The sequence below is a fragment of the Sphingomonas sp. MMS24-J13 genome (genome assembly GCF_044905095.1).
Classification (GTDB): Bacteria; Pseudomonadota; Alphaproteobacteria; order Sphingomonadales; family Sphingomonadaceae; genus Sphingomonas_I.
Map to the genome: position 1 here is coordinate 597,489 of NZ_CP173258.1, position 14,704 is coordinate 612,192.

The 14,704-nt window shown below is 63.0% G+C and carries 17 protein-coding genes; 10 read left to right on the forward strand and 7 right to left on the reverse strand.

What is annotated here, in order from left to right; genetic code table 11:
* Positions 1-151: 151 nt before the first annotated feature.
* The 3 genes from AB4Z44_RS02810 to AB4Z44_RS02820 all read left to right on the forward strand — a co-directional run bounded on the left by AB4Z44_RS02810 (position 152) and on the right by AB4Z44_RS02820 (position 2,223).
* Positions 152-832, forward strand: coding sequence for an NAD(P)H-dependent oxidoreductase (locus tag AB4Z44_RS02810; RefSeq protein WP_404712566.1), 681 nt, complete (start codon positions 152-154; stop codon positions 830-832).
* 94 nt (positions 833-926) lie between these two features.
* Positions 927-1,577, forward strand: a complete 651-nt coding sequence (locus AB4Z44_RS02815; RefSeq protein ID WP_404712567.1) for an OmpW family protein — start codon at positions 927-929, stop codon at positions 1,575-1,577.
* A 97-nt stretch (positions 1,578-1,674) separates the two neighbouring features.
* A complete protein-coding gene (locus AB4Z44_RS02820; RefSeq protein WP_404712568.1) occupies positions 1,675-2,223 on the forward strand; it encodes a hypothetical protein in 549 nt (182 codons plus the stop codon).
* A 5-nt stretch (positions 2,224-2,228) separates the two neighbouring features.
* On the opposite strand, the gene AB4Z44_RS02825 is transcribed toward AB4Z44_RS02820, so the two are convergent.
* Positions 2,229-2,939, reverse strand: coding sequence for a Crp/Fnr family transcriptional regulator (locus tag AB4Z44_RS02825; RefSeq protein ID WP_404712569.1), 711 nt, complete (start codon positions 2,937-2,939; stop codon positions 2,229-2,231).
* Positions 2,940-3,338: 399 nt separating this feature from the next.
* On the opposite strand from AB4Z44_RS02825, the gene AB4Z44_RS02830 reads away from it, so the two are divergent.
* Complete coding sequence (locus AB4Z44_RS02830; RefSeq protein ID WP_404712570.1) at positions 3,339-3,641, forward strand: protocatechuate 3,4-dioxygenase; 303 nt, start codon at positions 3,339-3,341, stop codon at positions 3,639-3,641.
* Positions 3,634-4,512 (forward strand): class III extradiol dioxygenase family protein, encoded by an 879-nt coding sequence (locus AB4Z44_RS02835; protein WP_404712571.1) that lies wholly within the window; start codon positions 3,634-3,636, stop codon positions 4,510-4,512. The genes AB4Z44_RS02830 and AB4Z44_RS02835 overlap by 8 nt, the downstream gene beginning before the upstream one ends.
* A 51-nt stretch (positions 4,513-4,563) precedes the next feature.
* Here AB4Z44_RS02835 and AB4Z44_RS02840 read toward each other — a convergent pair whose 3' ends face one another.
* Positions 4,564-6,024, reverse strand: coding sequence for a carotenoid oxygenase family protein (locus AB4Z44_RS02840; RefSeq protein WP_404712572.1), 1,461 nt, complete (start codon positions 6,022-6,024; stop codon positions 4,564-4,566).
* Positions 6,025-6,184: 160 nt separating this feature from the next.
* On the opposite strand from AB4Z44_RS02840, the gene AB4Z44_RS02845 reads away from it, so the two are divergent.
* Positions 6,185-6,988, forward strand: coding sequence for a universal stress protein (locus AB4Z44_RS02845; RefSeq protein ID WP_404712573.1), 804 nt, complete (start codon positions 6,185-6,187; stop codon positions 6,986-6,988).
* A gap of 63 nt (positions 6,989-7,051) precedes the next feature.
* Here the strand turns inward: AB4Z44_RS02845 and AB4Z44_RS02850 are convergent, their stop codons facing one another.
* The gene (locus tag AB4Z44_RS02850) at positions 7,052-7,753 is read right to left on the reverse strand and encodes a VIT family protein (RefSeq protein ID WP_404712574.1); all 702 of its coding nucleotides are present in this window, start codon (positions 7,751-7,753) and stop codon (positions 7,052-7,054) included.
* A 241-nt stretch (positions 7,754-7,994) separates the two neighbouring features.
* Here AB4Z44_RS02850 and AB4Z44_RS02855 point away from each other — a divergent pair, with 241 nt between their 5' ends.
* The 3 genes from AB4Z44_RS02855 (at position 7,995) to AB4Z44_RS02865 (ending at position 11,007) form a co-directional block, all read left to right on the forward strand.
* A complete protein-coding gene (locus AB4Z44_RS02855) occupies positions 7,995-9,908 on the forward strand; it encodes a PAS domain S-box protein (RefSeq protein ID WP_404712575.1) in 1,914 nt (637 codons plus the stop codon).
* Entirely contained in the window at positions 9,898-10,521 is a 624-nt protein-coding gene (locus AB4Z44_RS02860) for a response regulator transcription factor (RefSeq protein WP_404714332.1), read from the forward strand. Before AB4Z44_RS02855 ends, AB4Z44_RS02860 begins: the two co-directional genes overlap by 11 nt.
* Positions 10,522-10,605: 84 nt before the next feature.
* A complete protein-coding gene (locus AB4Z44_RS02865) occupies positions 10,606-11,007 on the forward strand; it encodes a response regulator (protein ID WP_404714333.1) in 402 nt (133 codons plus the stop codon).
* Between the two features lie 133 nt (positions 11,008-11,140).
* Here the strand turns inward: AB4Z44_RS02865 and AB4Z44_RS02870 are convergent, their stop codons facing one another.
* Entirely contained in the window at positions 11,141-11,797 is a 657-nt protein-coding gene (locus AB4Z44_RS02870; RefSeq protein WP_404712576.1) for an NAD(P)H-dependent oxidoreductase, read from the reverse strand.
* 145 nt (positions 11,798-11,942) lie between these two features.
* Here AB4Z44_RS02870 and AB4Z44_RS02875 point away from each other — a divergent pair, with 145 nt between their 5' ends.
* Positions 11,943-12,086, forward strand: a complete 144-nt coding sequence (locus tag AB4Z44_RS02875; protein WP_404712577.1) for a hypothetical protein — start codon at positions 11,943-11,945, stop codon at positions 12,084-12,086.
* Positions 12,087-12,349: 263 nt separating this feature from the next.
* On the opposite strand, the gene AB4Z44_RS02880 is transcribed toward AB4Z44_RS02875, so the two are convergent.
* The 3 genes from AB4Z44_RS02880 to AB4Z44_RS02890 form a co-directional block, all read right to left on the reverse strand.
* Positions 12,350-12,898: a GNAT family N-acetyltransferase gene (locus AB4Z44_RS02880; RefSeq protein ID WP_404712578.1), complete on the reverse strand. Its 549-nt coding sequence runs from the start codon at positions 12,896-12,898 to the stop codon at positions 12,350-12,352.
* Between the two features lie 473 nt (positions 12,899-13,371).
* The gene (locus tag AB4Z44_RS02885; protein WP_404712579.1) at positions 13,372-13,908 is read right to left on the reverse strand and encodes a DUF1003 domain-containing protein; all 537 of its coding nucleotides are present in this window, start codon (positions 13,906-13,908) and stop codon (positions 13,372-13,374) included.
* A gap of 17 nt (positions 13,909-13,925) precedes the next feature.
* Positions 13,926-14,690, reverse strand: a complete 765-nt coding sequence (locus tag AB4Z44_RS02890; RefSeq protein ID WP_404712580.1) for a hypothetical protein — start codon at positions 14,688-14,690, stop codon at positions 13,926-13,928.
* Positions 14,691-14,704 lie beyond the last annotated feature (14 nt).

Here is a 14,704-nt window from a genome sequence, read left to right on the forward strand (position 1 = left end):
TCTATAAGTAGACTTCCCAATATTCGCGGATCCGATCGCCCCATAGTCCTGTGTCATCAGGCATGGCATGCTGGCTGCGACACAGGATCGACATCAATCCGCATCCGCTCCGACAAGCGCTTGCCGGTGTCGTTCACGAGGGAGTGTTGCCATGACCGAGGTCAAGACCAAGCCGCCGATCGCCCGTCATGCGGTGATCCTGTGCCACCCCGCCCCTGGAAGCTTCAACCACACGGTAGCCCAAACCTATGTCGATACGGTGCGCGAATGCGGGCAGGATGCGATCGTGCGCGATCTCTATGCGCTCGGTTTCGATCCGACGCTGAAGGCTTCGGAACGGCCGACGCAGGACGATTTCGTGCTTTCGCCCGATGTCGCGGCGGAAATCGAGGCGATCCGCGATTGCGACGTTTTCGTGCTGGTCTATCCCATCTGGTACGGTACCCCGCCCGCTATGCTCAAGGGCTATGTCGAGCGCGTGTTCGGGTCGGGCATCAATCCCAAGACGGTTCAAACACGCAGTGCCGAGGGGTTTCTCGCTGGCAAGAGGCTGATCAGCTTCACCTCGTCGGGGGCTTCCGATGCCTGGCTTAACGAGCAGGGCGAATTGCTGTCATTGCGGTCCCTGTTCGATCGCTATCTGGTGCATGCCTTCGCCATGCGGGGCGAGCAGCATGTCCATTTCTCGCGCATCGTCTCAGGCATGGCCGAACGGTTCGTCAACGAAAATCTGTTCGCGGTTCGCGATCGGGCGCGCCATGTTTGCAGCGAACTGCTGATGGAGCAGCATCACAAAGCAACTGCCGCCATCCGGCAGAATGAAACCATATAGGTGATTATACTATACGCCGACACTTGATGCCGGTCAAAGTCGGGCAGGCAATTCATTTCTAGCGCAACGTCATCCATCAAAAGGGAGACAGACGTTGCGCAAATATCTTCTCGCCGCCGCCGGTTTGGCGGCGCTCACCACCGCGCCGGCCCGTGCAGAAAAGGGCGATGTCCTCGTCCGGCTCCGCGCGATCATGGTCGCGCCGACCGAACGGACCGGGCCGGTCACGCCAAGCTTCCCGGGCGCTAATACGGCCGTCAACAACAGCGTCATGCCCGAACTCGATTTTACCTATATGGCAACCAAGCATATCGGCGCCGAATTGATCCTGGCGACGACGAAGCATCATGTGTCCGGCCGCGGCACGCTCGAGGGCGTGGGCAGGCTGGCCAACACCTGGGTCCTGCCGCCGACGCTGACGCTGCAATATCATCTGCTGCCGGAAGCGCATGTTCGCCCTTATGTCGGGGCGGGGATCAACTACACGATCTTCTATAATGAGAAGGCCAGTTCCGCGCTGGTCAACGCGATCGGGGCGACCGACGTGGGGCTCAAGGATAGCGTCGGCTATGCGCTGCAGGGTGGCGTTGACGTCGATATCTCGAAGCGGGTCTTCCTCAATTTCGACATCAAATATATCGACATCGACACGACGGCGAAGCTCACCACCGGTACGCTGGTCAATCGGGAGCGGGTCCATCTCGATCCGATTGTCGCCGGCGTCGGCATCGGCATGCGCTTCTGATCGCGTGATCGCGCAGCGGGCATTTTGATGTCGATCAATGCCCGCTTCGCTCGCGCCATCCATGCGGCGATACCAAAACGTGAGGAACTCCCCCCTTATGGCTACGTCACGGATTGGTGGACCAGCGAAACGCGTGATCTGGCCGCCGCATTGCTGGCACATGATCGATGAGGTCGATCTGGTACGGCTTGTCGCCGACCATAGTGCCTGGCTGCGTCTTTGCGCACGACTGGAGGCGATGGCAGACGAACTCCCGCTGGTGCCGGACGAAGACGAACTTTTCCTGTTGCGTGCGCAAGTGCAGGGGCTGACCCAACCGTCGCGCGTGCGCGACGATCGGGCACTCGACTCCCTGTTCGCACGCGAGCGCGCACGGCCGTTGGCGCGCAGCCTGCTCGATGGTTTTCATCTTGCCCGAACCGCGCGCATCGTCGATGTCGAGGACATTCTGACCGCGCTGGAAGGCGAGGGCGCCGCGGTTTCCGCCGACGCGCTCGGTTATATGATACGGAGTTTCTTTCGCGGCTGCCGCAGCGCGATCGCGATGGAGCAACTCGCATTGCTCGCGCTGGGCAGCAATAGGCTGACCGCAGATGCACGGGCGCTGCTGGTTGAGCGGCTGACCGAAAGCAGCCGGCCGATTTAGGGTGCTCAGCCCGGCTCCGCCCGGGCGCGCAGGGCCGCGCGATCGCGGATCGTGATGCCACGCACGCTCGGCAGGGCGATAATGCCGGCGGCCTTGAATTTGGTCATCTGGCGGCTCACGGTTTCGATCGTGAGGCCCAATACGTCGGCGATCTGGCCGCGCCCGAGCGGGAGATCGAAGGTGATCGGTCCGCCCGGCAACGCCTTGCACGCGCCAGATTCCGCCCGTGCGGCCATGTCCAGCAGGAAGGCCGCGATCTTTTCCTCGGCCGATTGGCGAGACAGCATCACCATGCGGGAACGCGCTTCATCGAGCGCCAGCAAGGTGCGTCGCAACAGCGCGCGTTCCATCGCTTCGTTGCGTCCCAGCACCTGTTCGAACGGGCCGCGCGGGAACAGACAGATTTCGGCATCCGTCAATGCCGAGATCGAGAAGTTGGTGGCATCGGCATAAGGACGGCCGATGAAATCGGACGGATAGAGCAAGCCGACGATCTGCTCGCGGCCATCGGCGGTCGCCGCCGATAGTTTGAGCACGCCGCTCAGGACGTTACCGCAAATCCGGCTTTCGTCCCCTGCCCATGCGATGCCCTCGCCAGGCTCGAGATGGCGGCGGCGACCGATACGGTGGAGTTCGAGGAGCTCGGCCTCGTCCAACGCGCCGCAGAGCGATTGGAACCGGACCGAGCAGTCCGCGCAGGTCTCGTTGGTCATCATGCCCGAAGATTATCGATGGCGTGGCGCTGGGGCTGTGCGTAGATTCCCGTATTATTTGACTCCGATCAAAGCACGCGGCGGCGGTTGCGCGCAACAAGGCTTCACCGTTCCGCTCCGCCCTCGTTGATACCCTGGCGAGCGCACCGAGCCGGACGGACGCTGGGTCGTCTCGTGACTGCCAGCCGTGGCCGCTGCGCTTTGCCGCAGCGGCCTTTTTTTCGCGCTTGTGCGACGCGCGGGCCAAATCCGATTTTGACCCGCATCAAGGCCGATCGCCGCGGCGATGCCATGCTCCTCCAAATGAGGATGGGAGCTATGATGGAAAAGAGATCAGAAATCGGCGCGCGAAACGGGCGCCGCGTCATCCCGGGCACGCCCGTTTTCGGGGGAGCGGAAGCAATGCGTGGCTATGCGCTCAACGCAATGTGCTATTCGTTCAACGATCCGGCCAATCGCGCGGCGTTCAAGGCCGACGAGGCCACCTATTGCCGCCGTTACGGGCTCGATGCCGAGCAGCAGCGCGCGGTCGAGCAGCGCGATGTCCTGGCGATGATCGCAGCCGGCGGGAACATCTACTATCTCGCCAAGCTGGCGGGGATTTTCGGACTCAACGTCCAGGATCTCGGCGCGCAGCAGACGCGATCGACCGTCGAACAGTTCAAACAACGTTTGCTCGAAGCCAAGGAAACCGCTCATGTCTGACGTCATCGGTGGCATTTTCACCAGCCATGTGCCCGCGATCGGCAATGCTATCGCCAAGGGCCTGCAGGACGATCCCTATTGGAAGCCCTTCTTCGCGGGCTATCGCCCCGTGCAGCGCTGGCTGGCGGCGCAGCGGCCAGACGTGGCGGTGGTGTTTTACAACGACCACGGCCTCAATTTCTTCCTCGACAAGATGCCGACCTTCGCGATCGGTGCTGCGGCCACCTACCGCAATGCCGACGAGGGATGGGGCCTACCGGTGGCAGCGCCGTTCGAGGGCGCGCAGGCCCTGTCCTGGCATTTGATCGAAGCGCTCGTCGCCGACGATTTCGATATGACGGTCTGCCAGGAGATGCTGGTCGATCACGCGCTGGTGGTGCCGTTCAACCTGTGCTGGCCCGGCGCCGACAATCGCGCGGTCAAGATCGTGCCGATCGCGATCAACACCGTGCAGCATCCGTTACCCAGCCCGCAACGCTGTCTGGCGCTCGGCCGCGCCGTCGGCCGGGCGCTGGCGAGTTGGGGCGGTGACGAGCGCATCGTCGTGCTCGGCACGGGCGGCCTTTCGCACCAGCTCGATGGCGAGCGGGCGGGCTTCCTCAATCCCGATTATGATCGCTTCTGCCTCGACGCGATCGGGCCCGATCCCGAGCGGCTGACCCATCACTCGGCGCTGGACATCATCGAGCTGGCGGGCAGCCAGGGCATCGAGATTCTCAACTGGATCGCCGCGCGCGGCGCGCTCGGCGAGCATGTCGCCGAGATCACGCGCAACTATCACATCCCGATCTCCAACACCGCCGCTGCGACCCTGGTGCTGGAAGCGCGCGATCATGCCGATCGCATGGAGCAGGACAGGCGCGCCGCCTGAAAGAATGCCGCGCATGGCCTTGCGGTCATGCGCGACACCTGCCTAACCCCCTCAGGCAGCCAAGCTCGTCGCATTCGCCCAATTGCCGTGCAGCCCCGATCGCAGCCGGATCGGCAATTTTGCGCGGGCGATCGGTCCTTCGGCGATCTTGCGCGCGTCGAGGACGATCAGGTCGGAATAATTGGTCACCAGATTGTCGGCGACCGCGATGATATAGCCGTCGCCCTCGGCGGCATCGGGCGTGCGCGGTACGAAGCAGGGCTCCTGCAGGATCGTTTGCGGCCCAGCCCACCAACTCGTCTGCTGGCCGGTCGAGAAATCGATGTGCCCCAGCCGGTTCATGATAAAGCCGGAGGCACGCCCGCTCGGGCCTTCGAACGGCATGTCGGGATCCATCACCAGCATCCAGCCATGGTGATGACGCCTGGTCGCGAAGCGATCGTCGATGCGCGGAAATTCGCCGATCATGTCGGTCAGCGGCACCACGCTTTCGAACGTGTCGCTGTTGGACGTCATATCGACCGTCCACCGCGTCAAATACGGTCGCGCCGCGATCGGATCGAAGGGTTCGCCATGCACGTCCGGAAAGAAGGGGAAGCAATTGCCCATCGCGACCGGGGTGTCGAAATGGATTTTGGTCCCTTCGTTGAAAGCGTTCATGACGTGGCTGGCGAAGACCGTCTCGGGCGCCTTGAACCAGCGGATATCGTCGGCGGTTCCGTTGCGCGGCAACACGCCCAGATAGACCGGCAGGGTGCGGTCGAAACCGAAATGGGGCAAGCCGGCCTCGAGCCGCTCCCATAACGAGACGATCGGAACGACGTGGAAGACCGCATAATCCTCGGTCACGCCGAAATCATGCATCATGCAGTAATAGGGATTTTCGAACGCGATCTCCTTCACCAGATCGCCTTCCGGTCCGATCTCGATATAGGCCATGTCGCGCGTCAGCAGCCCCTTGGTGGCGTAGGCGAAGGCGCACATGTTGCCGGTCGCGGGATCGATCTTGGGATGCGCGCAGAAAGTCTGGCTGCGCAGCTTGCCGCCGAAGCGCGTATAGCCGATCGTCTCGAGGCTCAGCGGATCCATGATCAGGCAGGGGCTGTCCTCCTTCATCGCGTAGAGCGAGCCGCCATGCACCATCACGTTGGTGTTCGCGGTGCCGCGGATCTGCCCGGCGACGCTGGGATCGTCGGTGAGCGGGTTGCGATAGGCGCCGAACAGCGCATGGCCGGCCGCGCGTTCCAACTTCCATTTGTCGGTCTGGGCATAGCGCTGGCGGAAATCGACGATGCCGTCGTGGAAATGGAACAGGCTGACCATACCGTCGCCGTTGAAGAACTGGTCGTTCGCGAACATCGGCGGGAACTGTGCATCGGGATGGACGCGGTGGAACGTGCCGTTGAGTTGCGGCGGGATCTCGCCCTCGATCTCGAGATCGAGGATATCGCCTTCGATCCTGAGGGGGCGCAGCGTCCCCGTAAAGCCGCGTGTATCGGGAAAATGCGCCATGTCGAACTCCGAACCTTATTCGTGTCGATGTGCGATAGGGGGCCTGAACGGCAGGAGCCTTGACCGTGGTCAAACCGCCATCATCCGTAAAGTCACGCATATGGTGCCGTCGCGACCAAACCTAATCCTCCGTTCCGAGCCAAGCGAAATGGAGGCTGACATGAAGAACATTCTCGTCTTGATGCATGATGATCGGGGCCAGGAAGCACGGCTCCAGGCCGCGCTGGATGTGACGCGCGCGGTCGAAGGGCATCTTACCTGTCTCGACGTGACGGTCACGCCGGTGATCATCGGGGATTATTATACCGGCGTAGGCGAAGCGATGCTGCTGGAGGACGAGCGTAAGCGCGAGGCGGCGAACCACACGATCGTCGAGCGGCGGCTGGCCGGGGAACAGATCAGCTGGGATTGGAAGGAGGCCACCGGGCCGATCGCGCCATGCCTGCAGGATGCCTCGGCGCTCACCGACCTGATCATCGTGAATCGTGCGCTGGACGATTTCCCGCTGCCCGACATGCGCACGGTAGCGGGCGACGTCGTGGTGAAATCGGGCAAGCCAGTCCTTGTGGTGCCGGAGGCCAGTCGGGGGCTCGATCTGTGCGGACTGGCGCTCGTTTGTTGGGACGGCTCGCCCAACGCCGCAGCGGCCCTGCGTGCCGCGGCCCCGTTGCTTGAACTCGCCGAGACGGTCATCCTGCTGGAGGTCGCCGACGGATCGGTGCAATCACCGGCCGAAGAGGCCGCGGCCTATCTGTCGCGCCACGGCGTGAAGCCCGGAATCATCCGGCGCAACACGCTCACGGGCAAGCCCGCCGATATCATCCTCGACGAAATTCGTCGGACCCATGCGGATTATGTCGTCATGGGCGGCTTCGGTCATGCGCGCTTCGCCGAGGCACTGTTCGGTGGCGTTACACGCAGGATGCTGAGCGAAAGCCCGGTCCCGGTCTTGCTTGCGCATTGAGGGCGAGCCCCCCGGTGCCGGTCAACGTCGTCTTTTTGTCCACGGGAGTCCGGGTCGGAGCGATCAGATCGCGGTGCCCAGAAGGCGCCCTAGACCGATCGTTGCCAGCATCGCGGCGCCGCCGAGCAATATGACGCGCAACACCGCCTTTCCGATCGGGGCGCGTCCGGTTTGGGCGCCGATCGCGCCGAGCAACCCCAGCATCACCAGCGACGCGCCCATGACGATCGGAGCGAGCAGGTTGACGGGGGCCAGCATGGCGGTCACGAGCGGTAACGCGGCGCCCGCGGCGAACGACGTGGCTGATGCGACAGCGGCCTGTACGGGGCGCGCCGCTGTGGCGCCCGACAGGCCGAGTTCGTCGCGCGCATGCGCATCGAGCGCGTCGTGCTCCATCAGTTCGCGCGCAACCGCCGCTGCGGTTTCTTGGGAGACGCCGCGGGCCATGTATATCTGCGTCAGCTCCTGGGTCTCGCCCACGGGATTGGTGTGAAGCTCCGTCTTTTCACGGTCCAGATCGGCCTGTTCGAGATCGGCCTGCGAACTGACCGAGACATATTCGCCCGCCGCCATCGAAAAGGCGCCGGCCACCAGCCCTGCCGCACCCGCTATCAATACCGCCGGGCGGCCACCTGCCGCGCTGGCGATGCCGACGATAAGGCTCGCGGTCGAAAGAATCCCATCATTGGCGCCCAAAACGGCGGCGCGCAGCCATGCGACATGGCCGATCGCATGTCTTTCGCTGTGACGACGGGTCGTTCGCACGTTCGAAGCCTCCTATCAGCCCGAACAGCGGAATGCGGCTCGTTGCGCTGTATCATATCGTTGCGCCATATCCGTATATTCCTCAATGGGCGCGCGCCGCTTGCCGCGGTTAGCCGAACGCCATGAAAAAGGCACGACGATGACGCTGCCTCGTCGGCCGGCCGCCGGTCGCAAGATTTCGTTCCAACCACAAATCGATTATGGACCCGCGTTGCATCGCGCGAACCCGGGATGGTTCCGGGTGACCAGTGCTGTGGCGGCGGAGACGGGATTGAATAGCGGCCAAATAAGTTCGCGGCGATATCATCCTCGGGCCTATGGTCTCGCGGTCGCGGCCGTGCTGCTCGCGGCGGGGATAACGTTCGCCCTCAATCCCTGGTTAGGCGATCATGCGCGCTATCTGCTGTTTCTCGTTGCCGTGCTCGCCGCCGCAGTGTTCGGCGGCCCGTTGCCCGCGATCGTGGCGACATTCTTGTCGTTCGGCCTGGTGACGAGCTTCATGCCGGCCATGGGGGATACGATTACGGGTGCGGAGTTGCTGACCTTCCTGGTGGCGTCGATCGGGGTGATCTATCTGGCGGGCATGGTCCGGCAGCTTCGGCACCGGACAGATGTCAGCGAACATCGCGAGCGCCGTCGCGCCGAACTTGCGTCCGCGCAGGCGGATGAGCTCAACCTCCTGATCGATGGCGCCCAGGGCTATGCGATCTACATGCTCGATCCCGATGGGTATGTGACCATCTGGAACAAGGGCGCCGAACGCCTGAAAGGCTGGACCGAGGCGGAGGCGGTTGGGCAACATGCCGCGCTTTTCTATCCGGCCGATCAGATCGAGGCGGGCAAGCCGGTCTCCGATCTCGATCGAGCGCGATCGGAAGGCAAGTTCGAAGAAGAAGCATGGCGCCTGCGAAAGGACGGGTCGGAGTTTCTGGCGCATGTCTCGATTACTGCGCTTCACGACGAAAGCGGCGAACTCCGCGGGTTCGGGAAGGTGATCCGCGACGTTACCGAGCAGCGGGCTGCCGAACGCAAGGTCAGCGCCAGCGAGGCGCATCTCCGCTCGATCCTCTCGACCGTGCCCGATGCGATGATGGTGATCGACGAGCGTGGCCGGCTCATGTCGTTCAGCGCTGCGGCCGAACGGCTGTTCGGCGTAAGCCAAAGAGAGGTAATCGGGCTGAACGTCAGCCACCTGATGCCGTCCCCCGATCGCGAGCGGCACGATGGCTACATTCAGCGCTATATCGCGACTGGCGAGGCCCGGATCATCGGTCGCGGGCGGATCGTCACCGGCCGGCGATGGGACGGTTCGACCTTTCCGATGGAATTGTCGGTGGGGGAGGCGATCACCGACGGCCAGCGCGTCTTCACCGGGTTCGTGCGCGATCTTACCGAGGCGCAGCGGACGGAGGCCCGGATGGAGGAATTGCGTTCGGAACTGGTCCACGCCGCACGCGTCAGCGCCATGGGCACGATGGCCTCAACCTTGGCGCACGAGCTCAACCAGCCGCTGACCGCCGTTGCCAATTATATGGAGGCGGTGCGCGATCTGCTCGCCGCTCCCAATCCGGACGACATGCCAATGATCGCGGACGCGCTCGGCGATGCTGCCGGGGAAGCCTTGCGCGCGGGCCAGATCGTCCGTCGATTGCGGGAGTTCGTGGCGCGGGGCGAGGTGGAGAAGTCGGTAGAGGATTTGTCGGCCCTGATCGACGAGGCGTCCAAGCTGGCGCTTATCGGAGCGCGCGAAAAAGGCGTGACCGTCAGTTTTGAAATCGATCCGTCGGCTAGCCCGGTTCTTGTCGACAAGGTGCAGACGCAGCAGGTTCTCATCAATCTGATGCGTAACGCGATCGAAGCGATGGCCGGCTCGCCCGTGCGCCGGCTTCGGGTTGTCACCGAGCCGGAAGGTGCTAATCTCGTCCGGGTTACCGTCGCCGATACCGGGCCGGGAGTTTCTCCCAAAATGGTGGAAAATCTGTTTCGGGCCTTTAACAGTTCGAAGAGCACTGGCATGGGGTTGGGCTTGTCGATCTGCCGTACCATTGTCGAAGCGAATGGCGGGCGTATCTGGATGGAACCGGCCGAGGGCGGAGGCTCGCTGTTCCGGTTCACTTTGGTGAAGGTCGAGGCGGAGAAACATGATGGCGGATAGACGCCTGATCCATATCATCGATGACGAAGACGCCATCCGGCGATCAGCCAGTTTCATGCTGAAGACATCGGGGTTCGCGGTCGAGACCTGGGAATCGGGTGTGGCCTTCCTAAAGGAGGTGCGTCATGCCCCCCCGGGCGCGATCCTGCTCGACGTGCGCATGCCGGAAATGGACGGGCTGGAGGTGCAGCAGGCGCTGAACGATCGCGGGGTGGCGATGCCGGTGATCGTGCTCACGGGCCATGGAGACATTTCGATAGCGGTGCGCGCGATGAAGGCCGGGGCGGTCGATTTCATCGAAAAGCCGTTCGAAAAGGCATTACTGCTGAACGCGATCGAAGCCGCGTTCGCTCGCCTCGACAATGCCGGCGAAAGGGCCGCGCGGGAGGACGAGGCATCGGTGATCATCCAGGCGTTAACGCCGCGCGAGCGCGATGTCCTGGAGGGGCTGGCGCAAGGTCTGCCGAACAAGACGATCGCCTATGATCTCGGCATCTCGGCGCGCACCGTGGAAGTGCATCGCGCGAATCTCATGAGCAAGCTGAACGTGCGCAGCCTGTCCGATGCGCTGCGGATTGCGTTCGCGGCGGGCCTTGGGGCCGGCCGCGCCTAGGGACGATTACGTACAGATTTACCCTCTCATTCCTGTCAGGTTGTCGCATGGCCGATCCCATATCGGCCTTAGCGAAGGACAATGATGCAGGAACAAAGACTGACGGCCGCGGCGGCGCGGCCCAAGATCCTGGTCGTGGAGGATGATCCGGGCGTTCGCCGTTCGCTTCAACTTCTTCTGCAGGGGCGGGGATTCGACGTCCGATCCTATGCGTCGGGCGCCGCACTGCTGGCCGATCGAACGACGCGCGATGCGGCCTGCTTCGTGGCGGATTATGCCATGCCGGATATCGACGGCATGGCGCTGCTGCGGGAGCTGCGTGCCGATGGCTGGAATGGTCCGGCGGTTCTGATCACGGCCTACCATTCGCCCACTCTGGAAGAACGCGCGACGATCGAAGGTTTCGCCAGAGTTTTCCAGAAGCCCCTGATGGATCATGTGCTGACCGACGCGGTGGCCAAGTTGGCGGGCGGCCTAGATGCATGATGCAGCGCTCGTGACAAGACAAGCGCGATCGAGGCTCACCACCCCCCAATAGCGATCGGCCTGCGGGCGGGGATCAGCGGGCCGCTCGCGTTGTCTCGCATCGCCCCTGGGGCTCGGAGTTGGTGCGGCCGGATCAGGCTACGGGCGTCAGCAGGCTATGATCGGCCGCGTTCTGGCAGATTTCGTCCGCGAAATCCGCCACGCGCCCGATCAGCGCATCGACGAACTCTTGCGAGAGACCTTCGATCGTTTCGCCGAAATGCAGTTCCTCGAAGCCGCGCATGCCGAAACCCTTGACCAGGTAATTGCCCAGTAGCGCCCGCATGGCTTCGAGCTGATGCCGCTGGTTCAGCCAATGCGTGCTCGCGCCCGACGTGGTGATGCTGACGAGCAGCTTGTCGCGCAGCATGCCGGGCCCGTTCGCTTTTTGCAGGTCACGCGGCGTCGTGCCGGCGCCGAGGACGCGATCGATATAGCCTTTCAGGATGGCCGGTGGCATGCCGAACCAGATCGGATAAACCAATACGAAGACGTCGCTGCTGCCGATCGTCTCTCGCTCCGCGATTACGTCGGACCCTAGCGACGGGGGCTTGCTGCCCGCCCTTTCGGTGCTCTTCAGGAGGGGGTCGAAGCCGATCGCGTAGAGATCGCGGACGATTGCTTCCTGGCCAAGGCTGGCGACCGTCTGGCAATAAGTGTCGGCGATGAGGCCGTTGAAGCTCTTCCGGTCGGGATGGGCAAGCACCACGACATGGCGTGGCCGATGACAACGCGGCAAGGAACCGGCCATGGGGATCTCCTTTGCCCAACCCTAGTTTCCGCATCGAAGCCCTGCATTCGGTGAATCTACCTAGTCGGGCGATCGTTACGTAACACTCCTAATCACGCGTTCAGGCCCGGCGCTCTAGGTTCGAATCAGTGACCCGGAGGCGATGATGAGTATCGTGCTAATCCTTGCCGCTTTGGCCTCTTCCGCGATTGTGCTAGCCCGGCTGGCGCGGCCAGCGCGCAAGGGATCGTGGCGCATCGAATGGTATATGGAAGAGGCGCGGGCGCATTTCGATCGCGCGGCGGGCTGATCGGCGGCGGTATTTCACCCTGAACGCGGATCGTCCATTGTTTAAGTGGCTCTCTTGCGCCGGCTGTTAGCAGTGCGCGGTACCAGCAGGATCGACGGCGTTGCGATGGCGCCACATCTGATTCCGGGATGCGGACGATGCTATCGTCTCCCAACGCTCCTGGGGGTGTTGGCATGATGCGAGGCCAAAAAAGGCGTCCTGACCGATAATCGCCATCCATAGGGTTACGGCCCCGGCGTATTGCCGGGGCCGTAACCGAGTCGCTATTCGCTCAGGCGCTTGCTGCAGATGAGTTCCACCGGCTCGGCAGAACTCAGTCGCGTGACGAATCCCATCTCGCGTTCCAGCTTCACGGCGTCGCGGTTTTCGGCGGCCTCGAGAGACGATACGCTTCTGTAGCCATGCGCCCGGGCATAGTTCAGGACATGCTCGAGCAAGGTCCAACTGACACCCCGATGCTTCCACTCCGATAGCGTCGAAAGCGCGACTTCGGCTTCAGTGCCGCCGTGCTGTTCCACCAGCGTTGCAACCGCGATCAGTGCGCCATCGGTCGCATTGCGCGCCAGAAACGTGATGGCGCCATTGTCGAGCATGGCGGCGATCTGATCGCGCGGAACCTCGCTCATCGTGCCCAGAAACCGAAACCTCAGGTCGTCCGGGCCGAGTTGGCTGAAAAATGCGCTCAGCGCATCGATGTCGCCAGCTTGTGCCTGCGAAACGTGGATCCGCACGCCGCTTCGCGATACCAAATCCGTCTCCGGGATGTCCTTGGATTGCGGCGTGAACCGAACGGCTTGCTTGATTTCTGGCATATCAATCGCTCCCCTGCAGGATGGAACATCGTGTGGCACCCACGCTATTGTCCCTGTCGGACCACGGACTTGCCATACGTAAACCTCCGCGGCCACTGACGAGTGGTTCGCGCCGGATTGGCTCGGATTGCGGAGTTTGGCGCCAGCTTATCCCATGACCGCAACGATCGTCTCGTTGATCGGCACGATCGCGTAGCGGGATTCTGCGCCGGCCCGGCGGTTCCGCCCGCCTGTCGTGGCCGAGATCGCCTTGGCAATCGGTTGTGGTGTCCGACGGCAAGAGAGGCAGTTCCTGGCCTTCGGGAAGCCTCAGAGTTGTTCGGCGGCCCGCCAGACCGGGGGGAATGACGGGCCACCGTTCATCGCGCGCCAGGGTATGATCGCGCGGTGAAATCAATTCGTTGCACCGCTCATCGTGCCTGTGGCTTACACCAACCTTACGAGCGGTCTTTCGGCCGTTGGTTTTGGTGGCGTCAGGGTTTCGGAGCGTCCGGCGCGGGCTCGCAAATGCCGGATCGGTTGAGCAGCGCGGTCAGGTCCGAAACCGCCTTGGTTAGTTCCAGCACTTCCTGTTCGCGCAACTGATCGAGCTTCTGGTGCAGCAGTTCGATCTCGAGCTCCGCCTTCACGTTGATCTTATAGTCGCTTTCCGCCGCCCTACGGTCGATATCCTGCTGGCGGTTCTGGCTCATCATGATGATCGGGGCAGCGTAGGCGGCCTGGAATGACAGGGCGAGATTCAGCAGGATGAAGGGATAGGGGTCCCAAGCCCTGATGAAGCCCACGATGTTGGCGGCCACCCAGAAAAGCAGGATGATCGACTGGATGATGATGAACCGCCACGATCCCATCGTGGCAGCGACGCTGTCGGCGATGCGTTGCCCGATCTTCAGTTCGGGAACGGCCGGAACGGCAGGCTCGCCATCGGTGCGAATGGCGCGCCGCCATTGCCGCAATTCGGCCAGGAGAGCCGCTTCGGCGTCGTGAACCTTGTGCGTCAGACTTGCCATCATCGTTTCCAGGAAGCCTATCTCAGCCAGATCAGCTCGTGCTCGAGATCGAGGACCATGCGGTGCCCCTTGAAGGCGGCGAGCCCCAACACGATGCCGGCCGAATAAGCCTGCCCCTGATCCTTATCGGCGCGGATGCCGGACAACGCGATGTCGCCGATATGCGCGTCGTCGAGCATGACGCCTTGATCGGATGTCGTGGTATCGCCTGGGGTAGCTAGCCGGTTCATCACGCCGGGCCCGACCGTCGCGGCACTGGCCGCGGACATATCGAATATCGCCGGGTAGACGATACCGCGAATCGTCATCTCAAGGTGGATACGACCCTCGGGATCAATCTCGACCGGTATCTTCTGCAGCCTGCCGGTGGCGGTGCGGAAGTCGCTGCCCGCTACCGCGCCGATCGTGTCGTGATCGAGGTCCAGCGCCAGCGTCGCATGCAGCAGCATGTCGCGGCCGAACACGATATCGGCCTTAGGCGCCTTTTCGGTCAGATCGGGCGTCTCGATCGCGAGACCCGATAGCTTGAACCGAGCGGTATGAATGCTGATCGAGACCGGGCCGGTCATCGCGAGTGGGCCGGACAGGGTATATGCGCTGACGGCTTGCTGGCCTCTCGGTTTGAGCGCGAGCCGCGTCGCGAAATCGGGGGAGACCAGCGTCACCGGGATGCCGGGATCGATGACGCTCTCCGCGCGATGCAGATTCACATCGACGGGCGCGTGGAGCAGCCCCGCTGCAATCGTGAACTTGACGATCCCGTGCCCGATCAAGCCGCCCATGCCCAATCCTCCCG